The sequence below is a fragment of the Maricaulis sp. genome (genome assembly GCF_034670125.1).
In the GTDB taxonomy this organism is placed as follows: domain Bacteria; phylum Pseudomonadota; class Alphaproteobacteria; order Caulobacterales; family Maricaulaceae; genus Maricaulis.
The window spans coordinates 72,093-91,019 of the sequence record NZ_JAXMOC010000001.1 but is presented as its reverse complement, the minus strand read 5'-3'; the positions used below and the strand labels follow the sequence as shown (position 1 = coordinate 91,019).

14 protein-coding genes are annotated in these 18,927 nt (G+C 63.5%); 8 read left to right on the top strand and 6 right to left on the bottom strand.

The genetic code is table 11. From position 1 onward, the window contains the following. Position 1 precedes the first annotated feature (1 nt). The 6 genes from VOI18_RS00310 to VOI18_RS00285 all read left to right on the top strand — a co-directional run bounded on the left by VOI18_RS00310 (position 2) and on the right by VOI18_RS00285 (position 6,817). The gene (locus VOI18_RS00310; protein ID WP_323760429.1) at positions 2-814 is read left to right on the top strand and encodes an enoyl-CoA hydratase family protein; all 813 of its coding nucleotides are present in this window, start codon (positions 2-4) and stop codon (positions 812-814) included. After that, positions 815-1,990 (top strand): acyl-CoA dehydrogenase family protein, encoded by a 1,176-nt coding sequence (locus VOI18_RS00305; RefSeq protein ID WP_323760428.1) that lies wholly within the window; start codon positions 815-817, stop codon positions 1,988-1,990. It abuts the gene before it with no gap. After that, positions 1,987-2,400 carry a thioesterase family protein gene (locus VOI18_RS00300; protein ID WP_323760427.1) on the top strand — a complete coding sequence of 138 codons (414 nt, stop codon included), beginning with the start codon at positions 1,987-1,989 and terminating at the stop codon, positions 2,398-2,400. Before VOI18_RS00305 ends, VOI18_RS00300 begins: the two co-directional genes overlap by 4 nt. After that, positions 2,400-2,792, top strand: coding sequence for a RidA family protein (locus tag VOI18_RS00295; RefSeq protein ID WP_323760426.1), 393 nt, complete (start codon positions 2,400-2,402; stop codon positions 2,790-2,792). Before VOI18_RS00300 ends, VOI18_RS00295 begins: the two co-directional genes overlap by 1 nt. Before the next feature lie 62 nt (positions 2,793-2,854). Continuing rightward, a complete protein-coding gene (locus VOI18_RS00290) occupies positions 2,855-4,462 on the top strand; it encodes an AMP-binding protein (RefSeq protein WP_323760425.1) in 1,608 nt (535 codons plus the stop codon). Between the two features lie 120 nt (positions 4,463-4,582). Beyond that, a complete protein-coding gene (locus tag VOI18_RS00285) occupies positions 4,583-6,817 on the top strand; it encodes a hypothetical protein (protein ID WP_323760424.1) in 2,235 nt (744 codons plus the stop codon). 80 nt (positions 6,818-6,897) lie between these two features. On the opposite strand, the gene katG is transcribed toward VOI18_RS00285, so the two are convergent. The 5 genes from katG to VOI18_RS00260 form a co-directional block, all read right to left on the bottom strand. After that, a complete protein-coding gene (gene katG / locus VOI18_RS00280; RefSeq protein WP_323760423.1) occupies positions 6,898-9,072 on the bottom strand; it encodes a catalase/peroxidase HPI in 2,175 nt (724 codons plus the stop codon). A 145-nt stretch (positions 9,073-9,217) separates the two neighbouring features. Further along, positions 9,218-10,027: a formate dehydrogenase accessory sulfurtransferase FdhD gene (gene fdhD / locus VOI18_RS00275; protein WP_323760422.1), complete on the bottom strand. Its 810-nt coding sequence runs from the start codon at positions 10,025-10,027 to the stop codon at positions 9,218-9,220. Continuing rightward, positions 10,008-12,863 carry a formate dehydrogenase subunit alpha gene (fdhF, locus tag VOI18_RS00270; protein WP_323760421.1) on the bottom strand — a complete coding sequence of 952 codons (2,856 nt, stop codon included), beginning with the start codon at positions 12,861-12,863 and terminating at the stop codon, positions 10,008-10,010. Before fdhF ends, fdhD begins: the two co-directional genes overlap by 20 nt. Positions 12,864-12,872: 9 nt before the next feature. Then, positions 12,873-14,411, bottom strand: a complete 1,539-nt coding sequence (locus VOI18_RS00265; RefSeq protein ID WP_323760420.1) for an NADH-ubiquinone oxidoreductase-F iron-sulfur binding region domain-containing protein — start codon at positions 14,409-14,411, stop codon at positions 12,873-12,875. Then, complete coding sequence (locus VOI18_RS00260) at positions 14,408-14,899, bottom strand: NAD(P)H-dependent oxidoreductase subunit E (RefSeq protein WP_323760419.1); 492 nt, start codon at positions 14,897-14,899, stop codon at positions 14,408-14,410. The genes VOI18_RS00265 and VOI18_RS00260 overlap by 4 nt, the downstream gene beginning before the upstream one ends. A gap of 209 nt (positions 14,900-15,108) precedes the next feature. On the opposite strand from VOI18_RS00260, the gene VOI18_RS00255 reads away from it, so the two are divergent. Beyond that, entirely contained in the window at positions 15,109-17,187 is a 2,079-nt protein-coding gene (locus tag VOI18_RS00255; RefSeq protein ID WP_323760418.1) for an amidohydrolase family protein, read from the top strand. Positions 17,188-17,208: 21 nt separating this feature from the next. Here the strand turns inward: VOI18_RS00255 and VOI18_RS00250 are convergent, their stop codons facing one another. Then, the gene (locus VOI18_RS00250) at positions 17,209-17,970 is read right to left on the bottom strand and encodes an SDR family NAD(P)-dependent oxidoreductase (protein WP_323760417.1); all 762 of its coding nucleotides are present in this window, start codon (positions 17,968-17,970) and stop codon (positions 17,209-17,211) included. Positions 17,971-18,237: 267 nt separating this feature from the next. On the opposite strand from VOI18_RS00250, the gene eda reads away from it, so the two are divergent. Continuing rightward, complete coding sequence (eda, locus tag VOI18_RS00245; RefSeq protein ID WP_323760416.1) at positions 18,238-18,867, top strand: bifunctional 4-hydroxy-2-oxoglutarate aldolase/2-dehydro-3-deoxy-phosphogluconate aldolase; 630 nt, start codon at positions 18,238-18,240, stop codon at positions 18,865-18,867. Positions 18,868-18,927: the final 60 nt, after the last annotated feature.

Sequence of the window (18,927 nt, the reverse complement as noted above, 5' to 3'; positions counted from 1 at the left end):
CATGCTGGATCCCGAAACCTATGCCCCCGAACACTTCCTCTGGTCCTTCGAAGACGGCGTGGCGACGATCACGCTCAACCGTCCGGACCGGAAAAACCCGCTGACCTTCGAAAGCTATGCCGAGCTGCGCGACCTGTTCCGCGGTCTCGTCTATGCGCGCTCCGTCCAGGCCGTCATCGTGACAGGTGCCGGCGGTAACTTCTGTTCCGGCGGCGATGTGCATGAAATCATTGGCCCGCTCGTCGAAATGGAAATGCCGGGCCTGCTCGATTTCACCCGCATGACCGGTGATCTGGTGAAAGCCATGCGTGATTGCCCGCAGCCGGTCATCGCAGCGGTTGATGGCATCTGCGTTGGTGCCGGGGCGATCATGGCGATGGCGTCGGATCTGCGCATTGCGACGCCGGCTGCCAAGACGGCCTTCCTGTTCAATCGGGTCGGGCTGGCCGGGTGTGACATGGGAGCCTGCGCCATCCTGCCCCGCCTCATCGGTCAGGGACGGGCGAGCGAACTTTTGTTTCTCGGTCGCTCGATGTCGGCCGAAGAAGGCGAGCGCTGGGGCTTCTACAACCGACTCGTCGAGCCTGATGACCTGATGCCGGCGGCGAAGGATTGGGCGGTCCGGATTGCGGCAGGACCAAACTTCGCCAATGCGATGACCAAGAACCAGCTCAACACCGAATGGGACATGGGTCTGCACACGGCCATCGAGGCAGAGGCCCAGGCCCAGGCGATCTGCATGCAGACCAAGGACTTTGAACGCGCCTACCGGGCCTTCGCCGCCCGCGAGACGCCGGTCTTCGAGGGCGACTAGATGTCTGACCAGTCCTATCTCGCCTGGCCCTTTCTTGAGGACCGTCATCGCAAGCTTGCCCGCGAGGTGTCGGATTGGGCGGAGGCGCAGTTTGATTCTGACGGCTTTCACGATCACGCCGATGTCGATGCCGATTGCACCGGGATCCGTGCGGCATTGGGCAATGTCGGGATCACGCGCCATGCAGTGCCGGCCGCCTTTGGTGGCATGAGCGAGAAACTGGATGTCCGCTCCTTGTGTCTGATCCGCGAGCACTTGGCCTATCGCTCCGGCTTGGCTGACTTTGTCTTTGCCATGCAGGGGCTTGGCTCTGGCGCCATCTCCCTGTTCGGGTCGCCCGATCAGCAGCAGGCGTGGTTGCCGGGGACCGGGACAGGCGAGCTCTGCGCCGCCTTTGCGCTGACGGAACCAGAGGCCGGATCGGACGTGGCGGCAATCTCGACGCGGGCCGACCTCGATGGCGGCCACTATGTCATCAGCGGCGAGAAGACCTTCATCTCCAATGGCGGCATCGCCGACTTCTATGTCGTCTTTGCCCGCACCGGCGAAGCCGACGGCGCGCGCGGTCTCAGTGCGATCATTGTGCCGGCGACGACGCCAGGTCTTGAGGTGGTCGAACGGATCGAGACCATCGCACCGCACCCTCTGGCGCGGCTCCGGTTCGATCAGTGCCGGGTCCCGGTCGCAAATCGCATCGGCGAGGGCGGAGCCGGTTTCCGGATTGCCATGGGGACGCTGGATGTTTTCCGCTCGACGGTCGGTGCCGCGGCGCTGGGCTTTGCCCGTCGGGCGCTGGACGAAGCCACGGCGCGCGCCCGCGGCCGCAACCTGTTCGGGGCGCCGCTGGCCGACCTGCCTGGCGTGCAAACTCAACTGGCTGAAATGGCAGTCGATATCGATGCCGCCGCCCTGCTGATCTATCGTGCCGCCTGGACCAAGGACCAGGGCGCGGCGCGGGTCACACGCGAGGCGGCCATGGCCAAGCTTTATGCCACCGAAGCGGCCCAGCGTGCCATCGACGCCGCCGTGCAGATTTTCGGCGGTCTGGGTGTCACCAAGGGCAGTGTGCCCGAGGCGCTCTATCGGGAAATCCGGGCGCTGCGCATTTATGAGGGGGCCTCCGAGGTCCAGAAGCTTGTCATTGCCCGCGCCCATCTGGCGGAGGCCGCGCCATGAGCTTTGACGTCACCCGCCGCATTCGTTTTGCCGATGTCGACCCGGCCGGGATCGTCTTCTACCCGCGCTATTTCGAGATGATCAACGCCACCATCGAGGACTGGTTCGAGCAAGGCGTCGGCTATGGCTTCGACGCGATGATCGTGAACGGGCCGCACGGCGTACCGCTGGCGCGCATGGAGGCCGAATTCAAGGCGCCCAGCCGACTCGACGACACGCTGGTTTTCTCGCTGGTCGTGCGTGAGCTGGGGCGGTCCTCCATCAAGCTCACAATCACCGCCCGATGCGGGGACGAGGTGCGGATGATCGCCCGTCCGACGCTGGTCTTCATCGACCAGGCCGGCAACACACCGATCTCGATCCTGCCGGAATTGCGGGGCCGAATGCTGGATTTTGAGGAGGCGGAGTGATGGAGCGATTGCAACCCCCAGGCTGGCCGCGCCCAAAGGGCTATTCCAACGGCATCGCCGTGTCCGGCCGGATGGTCTTCGTCGCTGGTCAGATCGGCTGGGACGAGACCGAAACAATCGTCTCTGACGACTTCGCCGAGCAATTCCGGCAGGTGCTGGCCAACACGCTGGCGGTCCTCAAGGAAGGCGGAGCCGGTCCCGAACATGTGGTCCGCATGACCGGTTATGTCAGTGATCGCGACGAATACCTGGCGGCCGGGCCGCAGCTCGGCGCGATCTGGAAGGAATTGATGGGGCGCAACTATCCCGTGATGGCCTTTCTGGTTGTCGACGGATTGATCGAGGCGCGCGCCAAAGTCGAAATCGAGACCACGGCCGTCATTCCATCGTGACAGCGGGCCCGTCAGAGGCCTTGCACGACATGACAGCCGGTCGACGCGTCGGGGAGGACGTGATGACACAGCTTCAGCCCAGCGGTCATGCAGACCGCTTCACTCGCCTGAATCTGCCGCCGCGGGAGCAATGGCCGGACTTCCGCTTTGACCTGCCGGAGCTGGCCTATCCGGACCGGCTCAACTGCGGTGCCGAACTGCTCGACCGGACGGTTGAAAAAGGTCTCGGTGATCGGATGGCGGTCTATTCTTCGGCCCGCTCGCTGACCTATGCCGAGCTGCTCGCCGAGGCCAACCGGCTAGCCCACTACCTGGTCGACGAGATGGGTGTCGTGCCCGGAAACCGGGTGCTGCTGCACGGGCCCAACGGTGTTGATCTCATGGTCGCTTGGTACGCCGTGATGAAGGTTGGTGGTGTGGCAGTAACCACCATGCCGATGTTGCGGGCCGGTGAACTGGCCAAGGTTATCGCCAAAGGGCAGGTCGGTTTCGCGCTTTGCGACCCGGTGCTGGTCGAGGCTGTCCGGGAAGCCGTCGAAAGTGAGCCGGTCCTGGGCCGGATCGAGTGCTGGGGTGAGGGGAGCGAACTCGCGGCGGCGCTGCCCGGCAAGCCGGCGGATTTCGACAATGCCGACACCGCCCGCGATGATGTCGCCCTGCTGGCCTTCACATCGGGCACCACCGGTCAGCCCAAGGCCTGTGCCCATTTTCATTCCAGCGTGCTGGCCATGGCCGATACATTCGATCGTCATGGACTGAGGCCCGAAGCCGACGAAATCTATACCGGTACGCCGCCATTCGCTTTCACCTTCGGGCTGGGCGCCTTTGTCGTTTTCCCGGCCCGGGCCGGGATCGCGGTCGCCTTGCCGGACCGGCCGGGCTTTGACGCGCTCTGCGAGTGTATCGAGACCTTCAGGGCGACCACGCTGTTCACGGCACCCATGGGGTATCGTGCGCTGATGGCCAATTGGGACACGCATGACCTGTCCTCCTTGCGCAAGGGCGTGTCGGCCGGTGAGCATCTGCCAGCGGCCATTTCGGACGCTTTCCACGCGTGTTCAGGCCTGCGTCTCGTCGACGGGATTGGCGCAACCGAACTGATCCACATCTTCATCGCCGCAACCGGTGAACCCGTCCGGGTCGGTTCGACCGGGCGGGTCGTCGCGGGGTATCAGGCCAAGCTGATCGATGATGATGGCGCGGAGGTCCGGGATGGTGAGGTGGGGCGTCTGGCGGTCCGGGGGCCAACCGGCTGCCTGTATCTCGATGATGATCGCCAGGCGAGCTATGTCGTTGATGGCTGGAATCTGACCGGCGACCTGTTCCGCCGCGATCAGGACGGGTTCTACTGGTATTTCTCGCGCGCGGACGATTTGATTGTCTCGGCGGGCTATAATATTGCGGGGCCGGAAGTAGAGCAGGCGCTGCTGACACATCCGGCGGTGGCCGAGTGTGCCGTGGTTGGCGCGCCGGACCCGGAACGCGGCACCATCGTCAAGGCTCATATTGTCCTCGCCGACGGTCATTTCGCCGCCGAAACGATGGTTGTAGCCCTGCAGGATCACGTCAAGGCGATGATCGCGCCTTACAAATATCCTCGCGCCATCGATTTTCTGGACGCTTTGCCCAAAACCCGGACCGGCAAGGTGCAGCGCTTCAAGTTGCGGTGACCGGCCGGCTCCCTGGTGCGGCGTGTCGGCCGATTGCTTGTGGTGGTGTGGAGATACCGCTAAACCTGAACCGGGAAAGCCGCTTCGGATCTGTCCGGCGGCTAGGCGTTGGGGGTGTCAGTGCGCGTCTTTTCTGTTGTGAGTGCTTTTGTCTGTTTGGCTGGCGGCGCACATGCGCAAGCCGGAGATGCGCGGGAAGTGGCCGGCGAGGTCACCGCCCAATCCCCGAACTCGACCATTGAACTGTCCCTGGATGCCGGCCAGGTGGTCACCTTGACGACGGCGACCACGGATGGCCTGGACACAATTCTCACCTTGCTGGGGCCGGATGGTCAGGTGTTGGCCGAAAATGACGATCGTGCATCCGGTGATCTGACCTCGCAGATCATCCACATGCCGACCGTCAGCGGTCAGTATTCCGCCGTGGTCAGCGGATATGGTGACGCGACTGGCAGCTATACGCTCGCAATTGCCGACGGGGTCGATGTCGGCCTGTCGGGTGACGCGACGGTCATCGACGAGCGCGTTGTCGCTCTCAATGACAACCAGGCCACCGTCAGCCAGTCGGTAGAGCTGGCGGCAGGCGACATTCTGGTCGCCTCGACATTCGCCGTGACCGAGGGGCTCGACACAACGCTCGCCCTGCTCGATGCCGCGGGCAATATCCTGGCCCAGAATGATGATCGCGGAGATGGCAGCCTCAACTCCCAGATCGTGTTCCAGGCGGAGGAGTCCGGTCGATTCCGGGTTGAGGTCAGCAGCTATGGCGGCGAAGGCGCGGGCGAGCTGATTTTCTCCCTGGCGACCGATCCCAATGCGGAAGTGCCGTTCGACTTCACCACGATCGAGGGTGAGCGTTTCGCGCGCCACACCGGTACGGTCGGCGCGGGCCGGACCGAGTTTGACTATCTGCTTCAACTGGAAGCCGGTCAGACGGTCCTCGCTGTAGCGGACGCGACAAGCGGTGATCTGGACCCGGTCCTGCGCCTGGTTGGCCCTGACGGCTTCCCCGTCGCGTTGAATGATGACCGCGGAGATGGTTCGCTCAATTCCGCCATTGCGTTTACAGCGCCCGCGAGCGGGGAGTTCACGCTGGAGATGCGCCGTTTTCGCAGCGGCGAGAGCACTGGAGACTTCCAGCTGGATCTGTCCTGGGTCGATGCGTCGGTTGTCGATACGCTGCAGGACTTGCTCGAAAACCGGGTCTCGCTGAGCGGTCCAGAACTGACGATCACGTCACCGGATTTTCGGGTCCATTACACACTGGAAGGGGTCGACGCATCGTCGACCGAATATGCGCAATCGGTGTCTGACGCGTTGCAGGATATGCTCGACGTGCAGATTTCCCGTATCGGTTGGGCCGAGCCGATACGGGATGATGATGGTCGTTACACAGCCTACGTCGCCGATGCCGACGGATCGATGGGCGTGACCTATCCGGTACAGATCATGTTCGACAACTCGAACACGAGCGACGTGCGTGAAACCTCCGCTGCACGAACGGTGTTCGTGGTCGACAATGATTTCGTCGGGATGGGCAAGGAAGCGCCGGTTCACAGCCTGATGCGGGCCACCGCGACGCATGAATTCAATCATGTGGTCCAGTTTGGTTACGATTCCGAGGAAGGCCTCGACTGGCTCTACGAGGCGACGGCGTCGTGGACCGAAACCACGACGGTCGGCAGCGACCAGGACGCTACCGATTATGTAGAAACGGATTTCAACGCGCCGGAAATGTGCTGGACGACCAGTGAAAGCGGGTTCGACTACTCCCAGTGGACCTTGCTGCAATCCATGGCTGACAGCTATGGCGAGGGTATCGTCGTGGACATGTGGGAGAACAGTGTCGACCTGGACGGATTCGAGACGATGTCGGCGACGCTGGCCACGGTTGGCACCACAATCCCCGATGTGATCCAGCGTTGGCGCGCCCAGAACTATGCGCTCGCCTATGATCTCGCGCCGGCTTTCAACGCTACGGTCCGGGTTCATCATACGCTTGATGGTGAGGCTGGCGTGAACTCCAAGGGCGGGCTTGAGCAATTGGGCGCCAACTACATCATGGTGGGTCTCGACGGTCGTTACCGGTTCAGCCTTGCCGGTGATGACGGTTTGGAGCTGCTGGCGCTGGGCCAGCGCGGAGACCGCGTCGAAGCCGTCCCGCTGGGCCGCGGTGATACCATCGATACGTCAGATTATACCGGTCTGGCCCTGATGGTTTTCAATCGCAGCATGCCGGAAGCGCCGGGCGTCTGCAGTGATGTCGGATATACCGTCGACGCGACTCCATCCAGCGAGCCCTCGGCTTCGGCCGCGTACAGTTTCAGCGCCGAGCATTTTGCATCGTCGAAATAGGACGCCCGGCTCCAAAGCCAAAGAAGGAGGGGGCGGCTCGGTGCGAGCCGCCCCCTCTTTTTTGCTCGGAGCCCGTTCGATCAGGCGAGGTCGAACCGGTCCGCATTCATGACCTTGGACCAGGCCGCAACAAAGTCTGTGACGAATTTTCCGGCATTGTCGTCCTGGGCGTAAACCTCGGCATAGGCGCGCAGGATCGAGTTGGACCCGAACACCAGGTCGGCGCGGGTTGCGGTCCAACGGGCCTTGCCGGTCTTGCGGTCGCGGATCTCGTAGGTACGGCGGTCCACTGGCACCCACGAATAGGCCATGTCGGTCAGGTTGACAAAGAAGTCGGTCGTCAGAGTGCCCTCACGGTCGGTGAACACGCCGTGCTTGGTGCCGCCATAATTGGTGCCCAGCACACGCATGCCGCCAATCAGGACCGTCATTTCCGGGGCTGTCAGTCCAAGCAATTGCGTGCGGTCCAGCAGCATTTCCTCGACGCTTACAGCATAGTCTGCCTTCTGCCAGTTGCGGTATCCATCGGCCAAGGGCTCCAGCGCGTCGAACGATCCGGCGTCTGTCATCGCGTCGGTGGCGTCGCCACGCCCCGGCGCAAACGGTACGGAAATGTCATGGCCGGCTGCGCGGGCGGCCTGCTCGATGCCGAGATTGCCCGCGAGGACGATCACGTCGGCCAGGCTGGCGCCGGCGTTGCGCGCAATCGGTTCGAGGACGCCAAGGACCTTCGACAAGCGGTCGGGCTCATTGCCCTCCCAGTCTTTCTGCGGCGCCAGGCGAATGCGCGCGCCGTTAGCTCCGCCGCGCTTGTCAGAGCCTCGGAAAGTTCGGGCGCTGTCCCAAGCGGTCGCAACCATTTCGCCGATCGACAAGCCACTGGCCGCGATCTCGGCCTTCACCGTGGCGACGTCATAACCAGTCGGGCCGGCCGGCACCGGGTCCTGCCAGATCAGGTCTTCGGACGGAACGTCCGGACCGAAATAGCAGTCCCTCGGACCCATGTCGCGATGGGTCAACTTGAACCAGGCGCGGGCGAACGTGTCCTTGAAATAGGCCGGATCGGCCATGAATTTCTCGCAAATGGCGCGATAGGCCGGGTCCATCTTCATCGCCATGTCGGCATCGGTCATGATCGGCATGCGGCGCTGCGTGGGATCGCTCGCATCAACCGGCATGTGTTCCGGCTTGATATCGACCGGTTCCCACTGGTGAGCGCCGGCAGGGCTCTTCTTCAATTCCCACTCATAGCCGAACAGGAGTTCGAAATAGCCCATGTCGAATTGTGTCGGATTGGTCGTCCACGCGCCTTCGAGGCCGGAGGTGACCGCATTGCTGGCCTTGCCGCCTAAATTGGGGTTGATCCAGCCAAAGCCCTGGTATTCCAGCTCCGCACCTTCCGGTTCAGCACCCAATGCGCCGGCATCACCATTTCCGTGTGTCTTGCCGACCGTGTGGCCACCGGCGGTCAGGGCCGCGGTTTCCTCATCATTCATCGCCATGCGGGCGAAGGTCGTGCGGACCTGTTCGGCCGTCTTCAGCGGGTCGGGCTTGCCGTTCACACCTTCCGGATTGACGTAGATCAGGCCCATCTGGACCGCAGCCAGCGGGTTTTCCATGGTGTCCGGCTTGGAAACGTCCTGGTAGCGGCTGTCGGACGGGGCCAGCCATTCCTTTTCGGCACCCCAATAAGTGTCGATTTCCGGTCCCCAGACATCTTCCCGACCGAAGCCGAAGCCGAAGGTTTTCAGGCCCATGTTTTCATAGGCGATTGTGCCGGCCAGCAGCATCAGGTCGGCCCAGGATATCTTGTTGCCGTACTTCTTCTTCAGCGGCCAAAGCAGGCGGCGCGCCTTGTCCAGATTGCCGTTGTCTGGCCAGGAGTTGAGGGGCGCGAAGCGGATATTTCCGCTGCCGCCACCGCCGCGACCATCGGCGAGGCGGTAGGAGCCGGCCGAGTGCCAGGCGAGACGGATCATCAAGCCGCCATAATGACCATAGTCGGCAGGCCACCAATCCTGGCTCTCGGTCAGCAGGGCGTGCATGTCGGCCTTCAGGGCGTCAAAATCGAGGGATTTGAGCGCTTCGTGATAGGGCGGGACGCCACTCATGGGGTCCGGCTTGGTGTCTTTTTGATGCAGGATGTCCAGATTGAGCGCGCGCGGCCACCAGTCCATCACATCGCGTCCGGACGCCGTGTTCCCGCCGTGCATCACCGGACAGGTGCCTTGAGAGTTCGGTGTAGTGTCGTCCATGTGCCCGCTCCAATCTGGATTGCTGGTTCGCCCCGCGCCCGACTGGGCTTGAGTCGACTCATAGTCTCAAACCATGACCGATTGATCCAATCGATTTTATTTCGCCCAACCATAGAGCCGGTCACTAATGTATCCCGCCGGATTGTCAGTCCAGGGCGATAAAGTCGGACCCGTTCCGGGCGTAGAGGCGAATATTGGCTTCAGCGGCTTTTCGGATGGCAAAGGCCGTCGGTGCCGACAGGCTGGCCAGCGCCGGTATGCCGGCGCGGGCGGCCTTTTCGATCAGTTCGTAGGAACACCGGCTGGACATCACCAGAAATCCAGCCGCGTGATCGAGCCCGGCGCGCGCATTGGCACCAATGAGCTTGTCCAGCGCATTGTGGCGGCCGACATCCTCGCGGGCCGCGAGGATGTCGCCAGCTGCGTTGCACCAGGCCGCGGCATGCACCGAACGCGTGGCCCTGTTGAGCGGTTGCCAGTCGGAGAGGGACGCCATCGCCTTGCCCAAAGCGCCGCGAGAGATGTCGACCGGTTCGGCTGCCACCTCGGGCAGGGGTGAAATCAGGGAGTCGGCATTTTCCAGTCCGCACAGGCCGCAACCGGCGCGGCCTGGCAGGTTTCGCCGCCGGCGGACAAGCTCCAAGCGTTCGAGGCGCTCTGGCGACAGGCGGATGTGGAGATCGATGCCGGCGCGCTGATGGACGATTTCGATGGCCTCCAGATCTTCCAGCGTGGTCACGATTCCTTCCGACAGGGAAAAGCCGATGGCGAAGTCCGCGATGTCGGTCGGTGTAGCAAGCATGACCGCGTAATTGTGGCGGTTGTAGATGATCGCGACGGGCAGTTCTTCAGGCACTGACCAGGAGGTGCCACCCACCAGTCTCGCCGTGATGGAACTCGCTTCCGCGCTGCCACGTTCTGTGACCTGCGGGGGGTCATTCCGCCGGTTCGACATGGGTATCCCGATTGATCCGGCGTGCGTCACTGGCTGAGCCTGTGTGCTCTTCTTGCCAGGGCGAGCGGTGGTTGGCTGGCGCGACCTCGACCGCAGTGACCTTGTATTCCGGGCAACTGGTCGCCCAGTCCGAGTTTTCGGTGGTGACTACATTGGCGCCGGTCTCGGGGTGGTGGAAGGTCGTATAGACGACGCCCGGTGCCATGCGCCCGGAATGGCGGGCGCGCAAAGTGGTCTCGCCTTTTCGACTGCGGACCGAGACCCAGTCCCCGTCGCGGATGCCCCGGGCTTCGGCATCGCTGGGATGAAGTTCCAACACGTCCTCGTCGTGCCACCGGGCATTCTCGGTCCGGCGAGACTGGGCCCCGACATTGTACTGGCTGAGGATACGCCCGGTGGTCAGAATGAGCGGGAACTTGCGATTGGTCCGTTCGGTGGTCGGGACGAATTCCGTGACCACGAAATGGCCCTTGCCGCGCACAAAGCCGTCAACATGCATGATCGGCGTACCCTGCGGCGCGGTCTCGTTGCACGGCCATTGCACACTGCCGTCCCGGTCCAGTCGCGCGTGGGAGACATCAGCGAAGGTCGGCGTCAAGGCGGCGATTTCGTCCATGATGTCCGCACTGCTGGCGAAGGAGGTTTCATTGTATCCCATCGCCTGTGTCAGGGCCTGTGTGACCTCCCATTCGGCCATCCCTGTCTTTACCGGGATCGCCGGGCGAACCCGGTTGATCCGTCGCTCGGCATTGATGAAGCAGCCATCCTTCTCGAGGAACGAGGTGCCGGGCAGGAAAACATGGGCAAAGCGTGCGGTCTCGTTCAGGAACAGGTCCTGTACGATGAGGATGTCGAGCGCACGCAGGGCGGCCTCGACGTGCAGGGTGTTGGGATCGGACTGGGCAATGTCCTCGCCCTGCACATACAGGCCCTTGAATGTTCCGCCGCAGGCCTCGTCGAACATGTTGGGAATACGCAGGCCCGGTTCTCCATCCTGAGGACGCTTCCATGCCGCCTCGAAGGTTTTCCGGGTCACCGCGTCACTGACATGACGGTAGCCGGGGAATTCGTGCGGGAAGGACCCCATGTCGCACGAGCCCTGCACATTGTTCTGACCGCGCAACGGGTTCACGCCAACGCCGCGCCGGCCAATATTGCCGGTCGCCATCGCGAGGTTGGCCATGCCCATGACCATGGTCGAGCCCTGGCTGTGTTCCGTGACACCCAGCCCGTAATAGATCGCGGCCCTGCCTCCACTCGCATAAAGCCGGGCGGCGGCGCGGATGTCTTCGGCGGCGACACCGGTGATCGCGGCGGCGGCTTCCGGTGAGTTGGCCGGGTCGTGGATAAAGTCGAGCCAATCGGCAAAGCTGTCCGCCTCGCAACGCGCGGCGACAAAGTCGTCATCCAGCAGGCCTTCTGTTGCGGCGACATGGGCCAAGGCATTGACCAGGGCCACATTTGTGCCTGGCTGCAACGCCAGGTGATGGGCGGCCTCGATATGAGGGGTTCGGACCAGATCGATAGCGCGCGGATCGGCGATGATCAGTCTGGCGCCCTCGCGCAGGCGACGTTTCATCTGCGAGGCAAAGACCGGATGCGCGTCGGTGGGATTGGCCCCGATCAGCAGGATGACATCGGCTTCCTCCACACTATCGAAATCCTGGGTGCCGGCGGAGGTGCCATAAGTCTGTTTCAGGCCATAGCCGGTCGGCGAGTGGCAGACCCGGGCGCAGGTATCGATATTGTTGTTGGAGAAGGCGGTCCGGACCATTTTCTGGACCAGCCAGACTTCTTCGATCGTACAGCGTGAGGACGAAATGGCACCGATGGACTTGCGGCCGTGCTCGGCCTGGGTCGCCATGAGCCGGTTTGCGGCAAAGCCGATGGCCTCATCCCAGGAAACTTCCCGCCAGGAATCGTCAATATGATCGCGGATCATGGGCTTGGTTATTCGATCAGCGTGCGAGGCATAGCCCCAGGCGAAGCGGCCCTTGACGCAGGAATGGCCGTGATTGGCCTTGCCGTCCTTGTCCGGCACCATCCGGATAACCTGATTGCCCTTTAGTTCAGCCTTGAACGAGCAACCGACCCCGCAATAGGCGCAGGTCGTCTTGACCGTCCGGTCCGGCACACCGTGCTCGACGACGGTCTTTTCCTGCAGGGTCGCGGTCGGGCAGGCTTGCACGCAAGCACCGCAGGAAACGCATTCCGAGTTGAAGAAGTCCGGGCCGCCGACCGAGATGTGCGAGTCGAAACCGCGTCCTTCGACCGTCAGCGCCAGCGTGCCCTGGACTTCGTCGCAGGCTCGGACACATCGCGAGCACACAATGCACTTGGATGGTTCAAAGTCGAAATAGGGATTCGAGACGTCTTTCGCCTGACCACCATGGTTCTCGCCGGCGAGGCCATAGCGGACATCGCGCAGACCGACCGCGCCAGCCATGTCCTGCAGCTCGCAATCGCCATTGTCCGAGCAGGTCAGGCAGTCGAGCGGGTGATCGGAGATATAGAGCTCCATCACGCCGCGGCGCAGCCGTGCCAGGCGGTCGGACTGGGTGGTTACCTTCATGCCGGGCTCGACGGGCGTGGTGCACGAAGCCGGCGTGCCGCGCTTGCCGTCAATTTCCACCAGGCACAGGCGGCAGGAGCCAAAGGCCTTGAGGCTGTCCGTCGCGCACAGCTTGGGAATTTGTGTGCCGAGCGTCGAAGCGGCGCGCATTACGCTTGTGCCCTCTGGCACCGTGACCGCGAATCCGTCAATTTCCAGCGAGACGGTGCCGGCCGGGCCACGCGGTGCCGGCGTTCCGAAATCAGTATCCTTGTCGAGCGGCATGACGGTCTCCTACTCGGCGGCCAGCGGACGGGTGAAGTCTTCCGGAAAGCGTTTGATCGCGCTGCGGACCGGCATCGGGGTCAGGCCGCCCATCGCGCACAATGATCCGTCGGTCATCAGCTCACAGAGGTCTTCGATCAGGGCCAGATTGCCGGTGACATCCTCACCGTTGATGATCTTGTCGAGTGTCTCGCGCCCGCGTGTGGCGCCGACCCGGCACGGGGTGCATTTGCCGCAGCTCTCGATGGCGCAGAACTCCATGGCGAAGCGGGCCTGCCGGGCCATGTTGACCGTGTCATTGAACACGACAATTCCGCCATGGCCCAGCATCCCGCCAATTGCCGCGAGCGCCTCGTATTCAAGGGCGACATCGAGGTCGCTCTCGGCCAGATAGGCGCCAAGCGGGCCCCCGACCTGAACGGCCCTCAGCGGTCGCCCGGACCGGGTCCCGCCGCCAAAGTCCTCAATCAGCGTACGCAGACTCGCTCCGAAGGCCAGTTCGATCAGCGCGCCTTGCCGGATGTCGCCGGCTAGCTGGAAGGCCTGCGTGCCGCGCGACCGGCCGGTCCCGAACTCCCGATAGGCATCGCCGCCATGGGCGAGGATCCAGGGAACACTGGCCAGTGTCAGCACGTTGTTGACGATGGTCGGTTGTCCGAACAGGCCGGATATTGCCGGGATGGGCGGCTTGGCCCGCACTTCGCCCCGCTTGCCCTCCAGGCTGTTGAGCATCGAGCTTTCTTCGCCACAGATATAGGCGCCCGCTCCGGTCCGAACCTCGATGTCAAAGCTGTCACCCGCCGACAGGCCCTTGAAATGCCCGGCGTCGCGCCAGACGTCGATGGCGGCTTTGAGGGTTCGGATGGCGTCCGGGTACTCCGACCGCAAATAGACAAGCCCGTGCGTGGCGCTGATGGCGCGGGCAGCGATGCACATGCCCTCTATCAATGTGAAGGGGTCGCCTTCCATCAACAGGCGATCAGCATAGGTCCCGCTGTCACCCTCGTCGGCATTGCAACACAAATAGGTCTCGCTGCCTGTCGCCTTGCTGGCGGTCTCCCATTTGATCCCGGCCGGAAAGCCGGCGCCGCCGCGTCCTCTGAGGCCGGAGGTTTTCACAGCCTCGATGATGGCATCGGGCGATTGGGCCCGCGCCCGGGCCAGGCCGGCAAGGCCGCCGGCCGCTTCGTACGCCGGAAGGTCCAACGGGGCGTCCTGCCCGCAGCGGGCGAAAATCAGGCGCTGCTGTCTTGCGAGTTGCGGTATCGTGTCGACCGGCCCCAGGGCGAGCGGATGCCCGTCCTCCGGGAAGCCGGCAGCGACGAGATCGTCCACATCATCGACCGTCACAGGGCCGAAGCCGAGGCGCTTGCCGTCGCGCTCGACCTCGACCAGTGGCTCCAGCCAGAACAGGCCGCGGGATCCGTTGCGGACAATGGTGGTGCCGGCAGGAAGGGCGTTGGTCAAACGGTCGGCGACGTCATCCGCGCCGACTGACCGTGACGCGGAATCGCCCGGTACAAGGATACGCTGGGGCAGGTTGCTCATTCGCTGCCCCCGGCGTGTGTTTCGAGCCCGGCGAGGATGGCCAGCGCCCGTTCCGGGGTCAGTCGACCGATCGGGCGCTCATCCAGCATGGCGGCCGGACCCAGTGCGCAATTGCCCAGGCAATAGACGGAGCGCAAGTCGATGTCCGGGTGATCGTGGTTTCCAGCCCGCGCCTGCAGTTGCGTTTCGATGGCTGCGGCCACCGCATCGGCCCCGACGGCCTGACAAGCCTCGGCGCGGCAGAGTTTGAGCGTATGGGCGCCGCCGGGCTGGCGCTGGAAATCATGATAGAAACTGACCACGCCCAGCACTTCGGCACGGCTGAGATTGAGTGCGTCAGCAATGGTGGCGATGGCCGCGTCCGAGACATGGCCGGCCTCGGCCTGCACCTGGTGCAGAACCTCGATCAGGGTGTCGGGCCGGTTTGAATGTCGCGCGCATGCGGCGCGGGCATCCAGATCGTCGATTGTATCAATCAACATGGGCATGGTGTGGCGCCGACCTCCCCGATTGCCGCCTTCAATTGCCCGCCATTATGACGTGTCCGTGCCTGGTACCCAAATCTTCGTTGCATCGGCAGATCGCAAGGGCGCGGGCCGGACCGGCTGGCAGCATGGCCGCCGTGGCCGATCCGGAAGACAGGCCCGGGAAAGGGTGTTAACCGTCTTCACCAAGAATTGCCTCGGGGGAGACACGGATGTCCATGACCATGAAATCGATCTGGGCCGGAATGGCCGTGGCCGCTCTGGCTGCCTGCAGCGCGCCCGTTGAAACCGGGACCACGGACGAAGCGGCGTCCATGGCCGGATCGGCGGCCGAAGCCACCCGGTTTACGGTCCTGGTTGGCGGAACCGAGATCGGCGGAATGGATATCCGGCCAACCGATGATGGCTACGGCATTGAGTTCGAGTATCGCAATAACGGACGTGGCCCGACCATCACCGAGAGCGTCACGCTGGATGAGAACGGCCTGCCCACCGACTGGACGATTTCGGGCGCCTCGACATTCGGCAATCCGATCGATGAGAGTTTTGAGTACGTCGACAGTGAGGCCCGCTGGCGCGATGCGACCGGCAGCGATCAGGCTATTCCGGACGGCGACGCATTTTATGTACCTCAGGATGCCAGCCCTTATTGGTTGGCCATTGCCGCCCGCGCCCTGATGGATCGAGACGGCATGTCGATGGCCGCCCTGCCCGGGGGCGAGCTGCGCCTGTCCGAGGTCGACCGGTTGAGCGTAAGCAATGGCGAGGCGAGCCGCGAGGTGATCGCCTACGGCCTGTCCGGTACCAGTGAGAATCCGACCTATTTCCTGATGGACGGTTCGGCGTTCTTCGGCTTGATCACACCCGGTTTTGCCATCCTTGAAGCCGGCTACGAGGCTGAAGACGAGCGCCTGCGCGCTATCGCGGCCAGCTATGGTGCCCGCCGTTTCGCGGAAATCCAGTCGCGTGTTGCGCACGATTATGACGGGCCGGTACGGATCCGGAATGTCCGGGTTTTCGATCCGGAGACGCTTGCCCTGGGTGAGCCGGTATCGGTTGTTGTTGATGGTGACCGGATTTCGGCGATCGATGCGCTTGATGTCGCGACACAGCCGGGCGAAACCGAGATTGACGGCGCGGGCGGTTCACTGATCCCGGGCCTGTTCGAAATGCACGCCCACATGGGCGAGACCAGCGCCTTCCTCAATATAGCGGCGGGCGTGACCAGTGTCCGCGACATGGGCAACAACAACGCCGTGCTGGGCGAGCTGATTGCCCGAATCGAGGCCGGGGAGGTCGCCGGTCCGCGCGTCCATCGCAGCGGTTTCATCGAGGGGCGCAGCCCGTTCAGCTCCAATAATGGCATCCTGGTGGAAACCGAGGCCGAAGCGGTCGCCGCCGTCGAGACTTACGCGGCCAGTGGCGATTACATCCAGGTCAAGGTCTACAACTCGATGAATCCCGACTGGATCCCGGCCGTCATCGAGGCGGCGCACGCCAATGGTCTGCGCGTCGCCGGTCATGTGCCGGCCTTCACCAATGCCGACGCCATGATTGCCGCCGGGTATGACGAGATGACCCATATCAACCAGGTGATGCTGGGCTGGGTGCTGGAAGAGGGAGAGGATACGCGCTCCCTGCTGCGGCTGACAGCGCTTCGCCGCCTGCCGGCCTTTGATCTGGAGAGTGACGCGGTCCGAGCCACGATCGACGCGATGGTGGCCAATGGGGTCGCTATCGATCCGACCTACGCCATCCATGAGGCCTTGCTCCTGTCGCGCAATGGCCAGGTGTCACCGGGCGTGGTCGACTATATCGACCACATGCCGGTCGAGACCCAGCGCAGCGCACGCAGTGCCTGGGCCGATATTGCAACAGATGAGGATGATGCCAATTATCGCGGCGCCTTTGACCAGATCACGCAGACCCTGCGGATGATGCATGAGGCCGGGGTGTTCATCGTCCCGGGTACCGACCTGGGCGGGTCCTTTGCCCATCATCGCGAGCTCGAGCTGTACCAGAATATCGGCATGACCCCGGCCGAGATCATCGCCTGGGGCAGCCATGGCATGGCCGAGTATCTCGGCGTGGACGACGAGCTGGGCTCGATTGCTCCCGGCATGCTGGCGGACTTTTTCCTGGTGCCGGGCGACCCGACGGCTGATTTCAAGGATCTGAAAACAATCGCCCTGGTGTCGGCCAACGGCACTTTCTACTATCCGACAGAGATCTACCCGGAGTTCGGTATCCTGCCATTCACCGACGTGCCTGCGGTCAGCCAGCCGCGCTGACCGGCCGTCCTCGAGCCGGCGCTAGAGCACCTGACCGTCATCAATGGTGATGGCGGTGCCGGTGATCGAACCGGCCGCCGGGCCGGCGAGCATCAGCAGTGCGTCATCCAGCGCGGTTATATCCATCAAGCGTTTGCGGGGCAGGCGCGAGATGGCCTTCTTTCCGCCGTCGGTGGCGAACCAGTGGGCGTTGATCTCGGTCTCGATGTAGCCGGGGCAGATCGCATTGACGGCGATGTGCTGGCGAGCCCATTCGCGCGCCAGCCCCTTGGTCATCGATATGACCGCAGCCTTGGACGCGCAGTAGGCGGTGAGGCCGGGCAGAACGGTCAGGCCTGCGATCGAGGCGATGTTGATGATCCGGGCCTCGCCGGCTTCCGCAATGCCTGAAGCGAGCATGCGCTTGGCCGCTTCGCGGGCGCCGAAATAGACGGCGCGGGTGTTGACGGCAAAGGTCTGGTCGAATTGCTCCGGCGTGATGTCCAGTGCCAGGCCTTCGCCACCGACACCGGCATTGTTGATCATCACATTGAGGGGACCGAGTTCCGCTTCGGCCCGGTCCAGAGCCGGCCCGATGGCTTCGGCGTTGCTGACGTCGAGGGCAATCGCCATCGCCTGCCCGCCGGTCGCACGGATGGCGTCGACCTCGGCATCCAGCCGGTCGGTGCGCCGCGCCATCAGCGCCAGCTTTGCGCCGCGGTTGGCGAGGAGGCGGGCGAAATGCTGGCCCAGCCCGCTGGATGCACCGGTGATAGCGATGGTCTTGCCGGCCAGTTCGTTCATGTCGCGTCTCCCTAGCGTCGATATCGGACCTGTCTGGACTGTTCCGCCCCGGCAGGGAAGGCATGGTTTGGACCGGCTTGATGTCGAGACTATGTTAGGGGTAACATTCGGCGTATAGAGTTCAGGCAGCCAAATAACGCTGCTGCGCTTCGCTGATCCGAAGGGCGGGCAGGTTGATCACTCCGGGGCTTCAACGCCGCCAAAACAAGCCGCGGAGATGGCCTCTTGTGGCGCAACGGCACAGGCAGAACAGGGCAATTTCCACCGATGACGGTCACACTTGAAGCACTCGCCCGCGCAGCCACTGTCATACCGGTCCTGACGGTCAGTGATGTAGAAAAGGCAGCCCCGCTGGCTCGCGCCCTCAAGTCGGGCGGATTGAGTGTGGTGGAAATGACCCTGCGGACGCCGGTGGCGCTGGACGTCCTGTCCGCGATGAAGGCCGCCGAGCCGGACATGATTATCGGCATGGGGACCATCCGCACGCCCGAGCAGGTTGCCGACAGTATGGCCGCTGGCGCCGACTTTCTGGTATCGCCGGGACTGTCGCCGCAACTCATACCGGCGCTGCTGGCGTCGGGCCTTCCGGTCCTGCCAGGCGTCGCGACGGCAGGCGAAGCGATGGCCGCGGTCGAGGCCGGGTTCGAGATTCTGAAATTCTTCCCGGCCGAGCAGGCCGGTGGCCGTCCCTATCTCAAATCCATCGCCGGCCCCTTGCCGGACATCCGTTTCTGCCCGACCGGTTCGATCACCCGCGAGATGGCGCCGGACTATCTGGCGCTGCCGAATGTGGTCTGCGTCGGCGGGTCGTGGATTGCCACAGGCGCGATGATCGAGGCCGGTGACTGGGACACGATCACGGCGAATGCGGCAGCGGCCGCGGCGATGAAGACCTGATCCTCCAGCCCTGTCTCAAGGCAAGAAAAAAGCGGCGACCCGATGGGCCGCCGCTTTCTT

What these genes read in the sequence shown, in the direction of transcription:
- VOI18_RS00310 (WP_323760429.1), top strand. Translation starts at nt 2, where the DNA reads ATGCTGGATCCCGAAACCTATGCCCCCGAACACTTCCTCTGGTCCTTC.
- VOI18_RS00305 (WP_323760428.1), top strand. Translation starts at nt 815, where the DNA reads ATGTCTGACCAGTCCTATCTCGCCTGGCCCTTTCTTGAGGACCGTCAT.
- VOI18_RS00300 (WP_323760427.1), top strand. Translation starts at nt 1,987, where the DNA reads ATGAGCTTTGACGTCACCCGCCGCATTCGTTTTGCCGATGTCGACCCG.
- VOI18_RS00295 (WP_323760426.1), top strand. Translation starts at nt 2,400, where the DNA reads ATGGAGCGATTGCAACCCCCAGGCTGGCCGCGCCCAAAGGGCTATTCC.
- VOI18_RS00290 (WP_323760425.1), top strand. Translation starts at nt 2,855, where the DNA reads ATGACACAGCTTCAGCCCAGCGGTCATGCAGACCGCTTCACTCGCCTG.
- katG (WP_323760423.1), bottom strand. Translation starts at nt 9,072, where the DNA reads ATGGACGACACTACACCGAACTCTCAAGGCACCTGTCCGGTGATGCAC.
- fdhD (WP_323760422.1), bottom strand. Translation starts at nt 10,027, where the DNA reads ATGTCGAACCGGCGGAATGACCCCCCGCAGGTCACAGAACGTGGCAGC.
- fdhF (WP_323760421.1), bottom strand. Translation starts at nt 12,863, where the DNA reads ATGCCGCTCGACAAGGATACTGATTTCGGAACGCCGGCACCGCGTGGC.
- VOI18_RS00265 (WP_323760420.1), bottom strand. Translation starts at nt 14,411, where the DNA reads ATGAGCAACCTGCCCCAGCGTATCCTTGTACCGGGCGATTCCGCGTCA.
- VOI18_RS00260 (WP_323760419.1), bottom strand. Translation starts at nt 14,899, where the DNA reads ATGCCCATGTTGATTGATACAATCGACGATCTGGATGCCCGCGCCGCA.
- VOI18_RS00255 (WP_323760418.1), top strand. Translation starts at nt 15,109, where the DNA reads ATGTCCATGACCATGAAATCGATCTGGGCCGGAATGGCCGTGGCCGCT.
- VOI18_RS00250 (WP_323760417.1), bottom strand. Translation starts at nt 17,970, where the DNA reads ATGAACGAACTGGCCGGCAAGACCATCGCTATCACCGGTGCATCCAGC.
- eda (WP_323760416.1), top strand. Translation starts at nt 18,238, where the DNA reads ATGACGGTCACACTTGAAGCACTCGCCCGCGCAGCCACTGTCATACCG.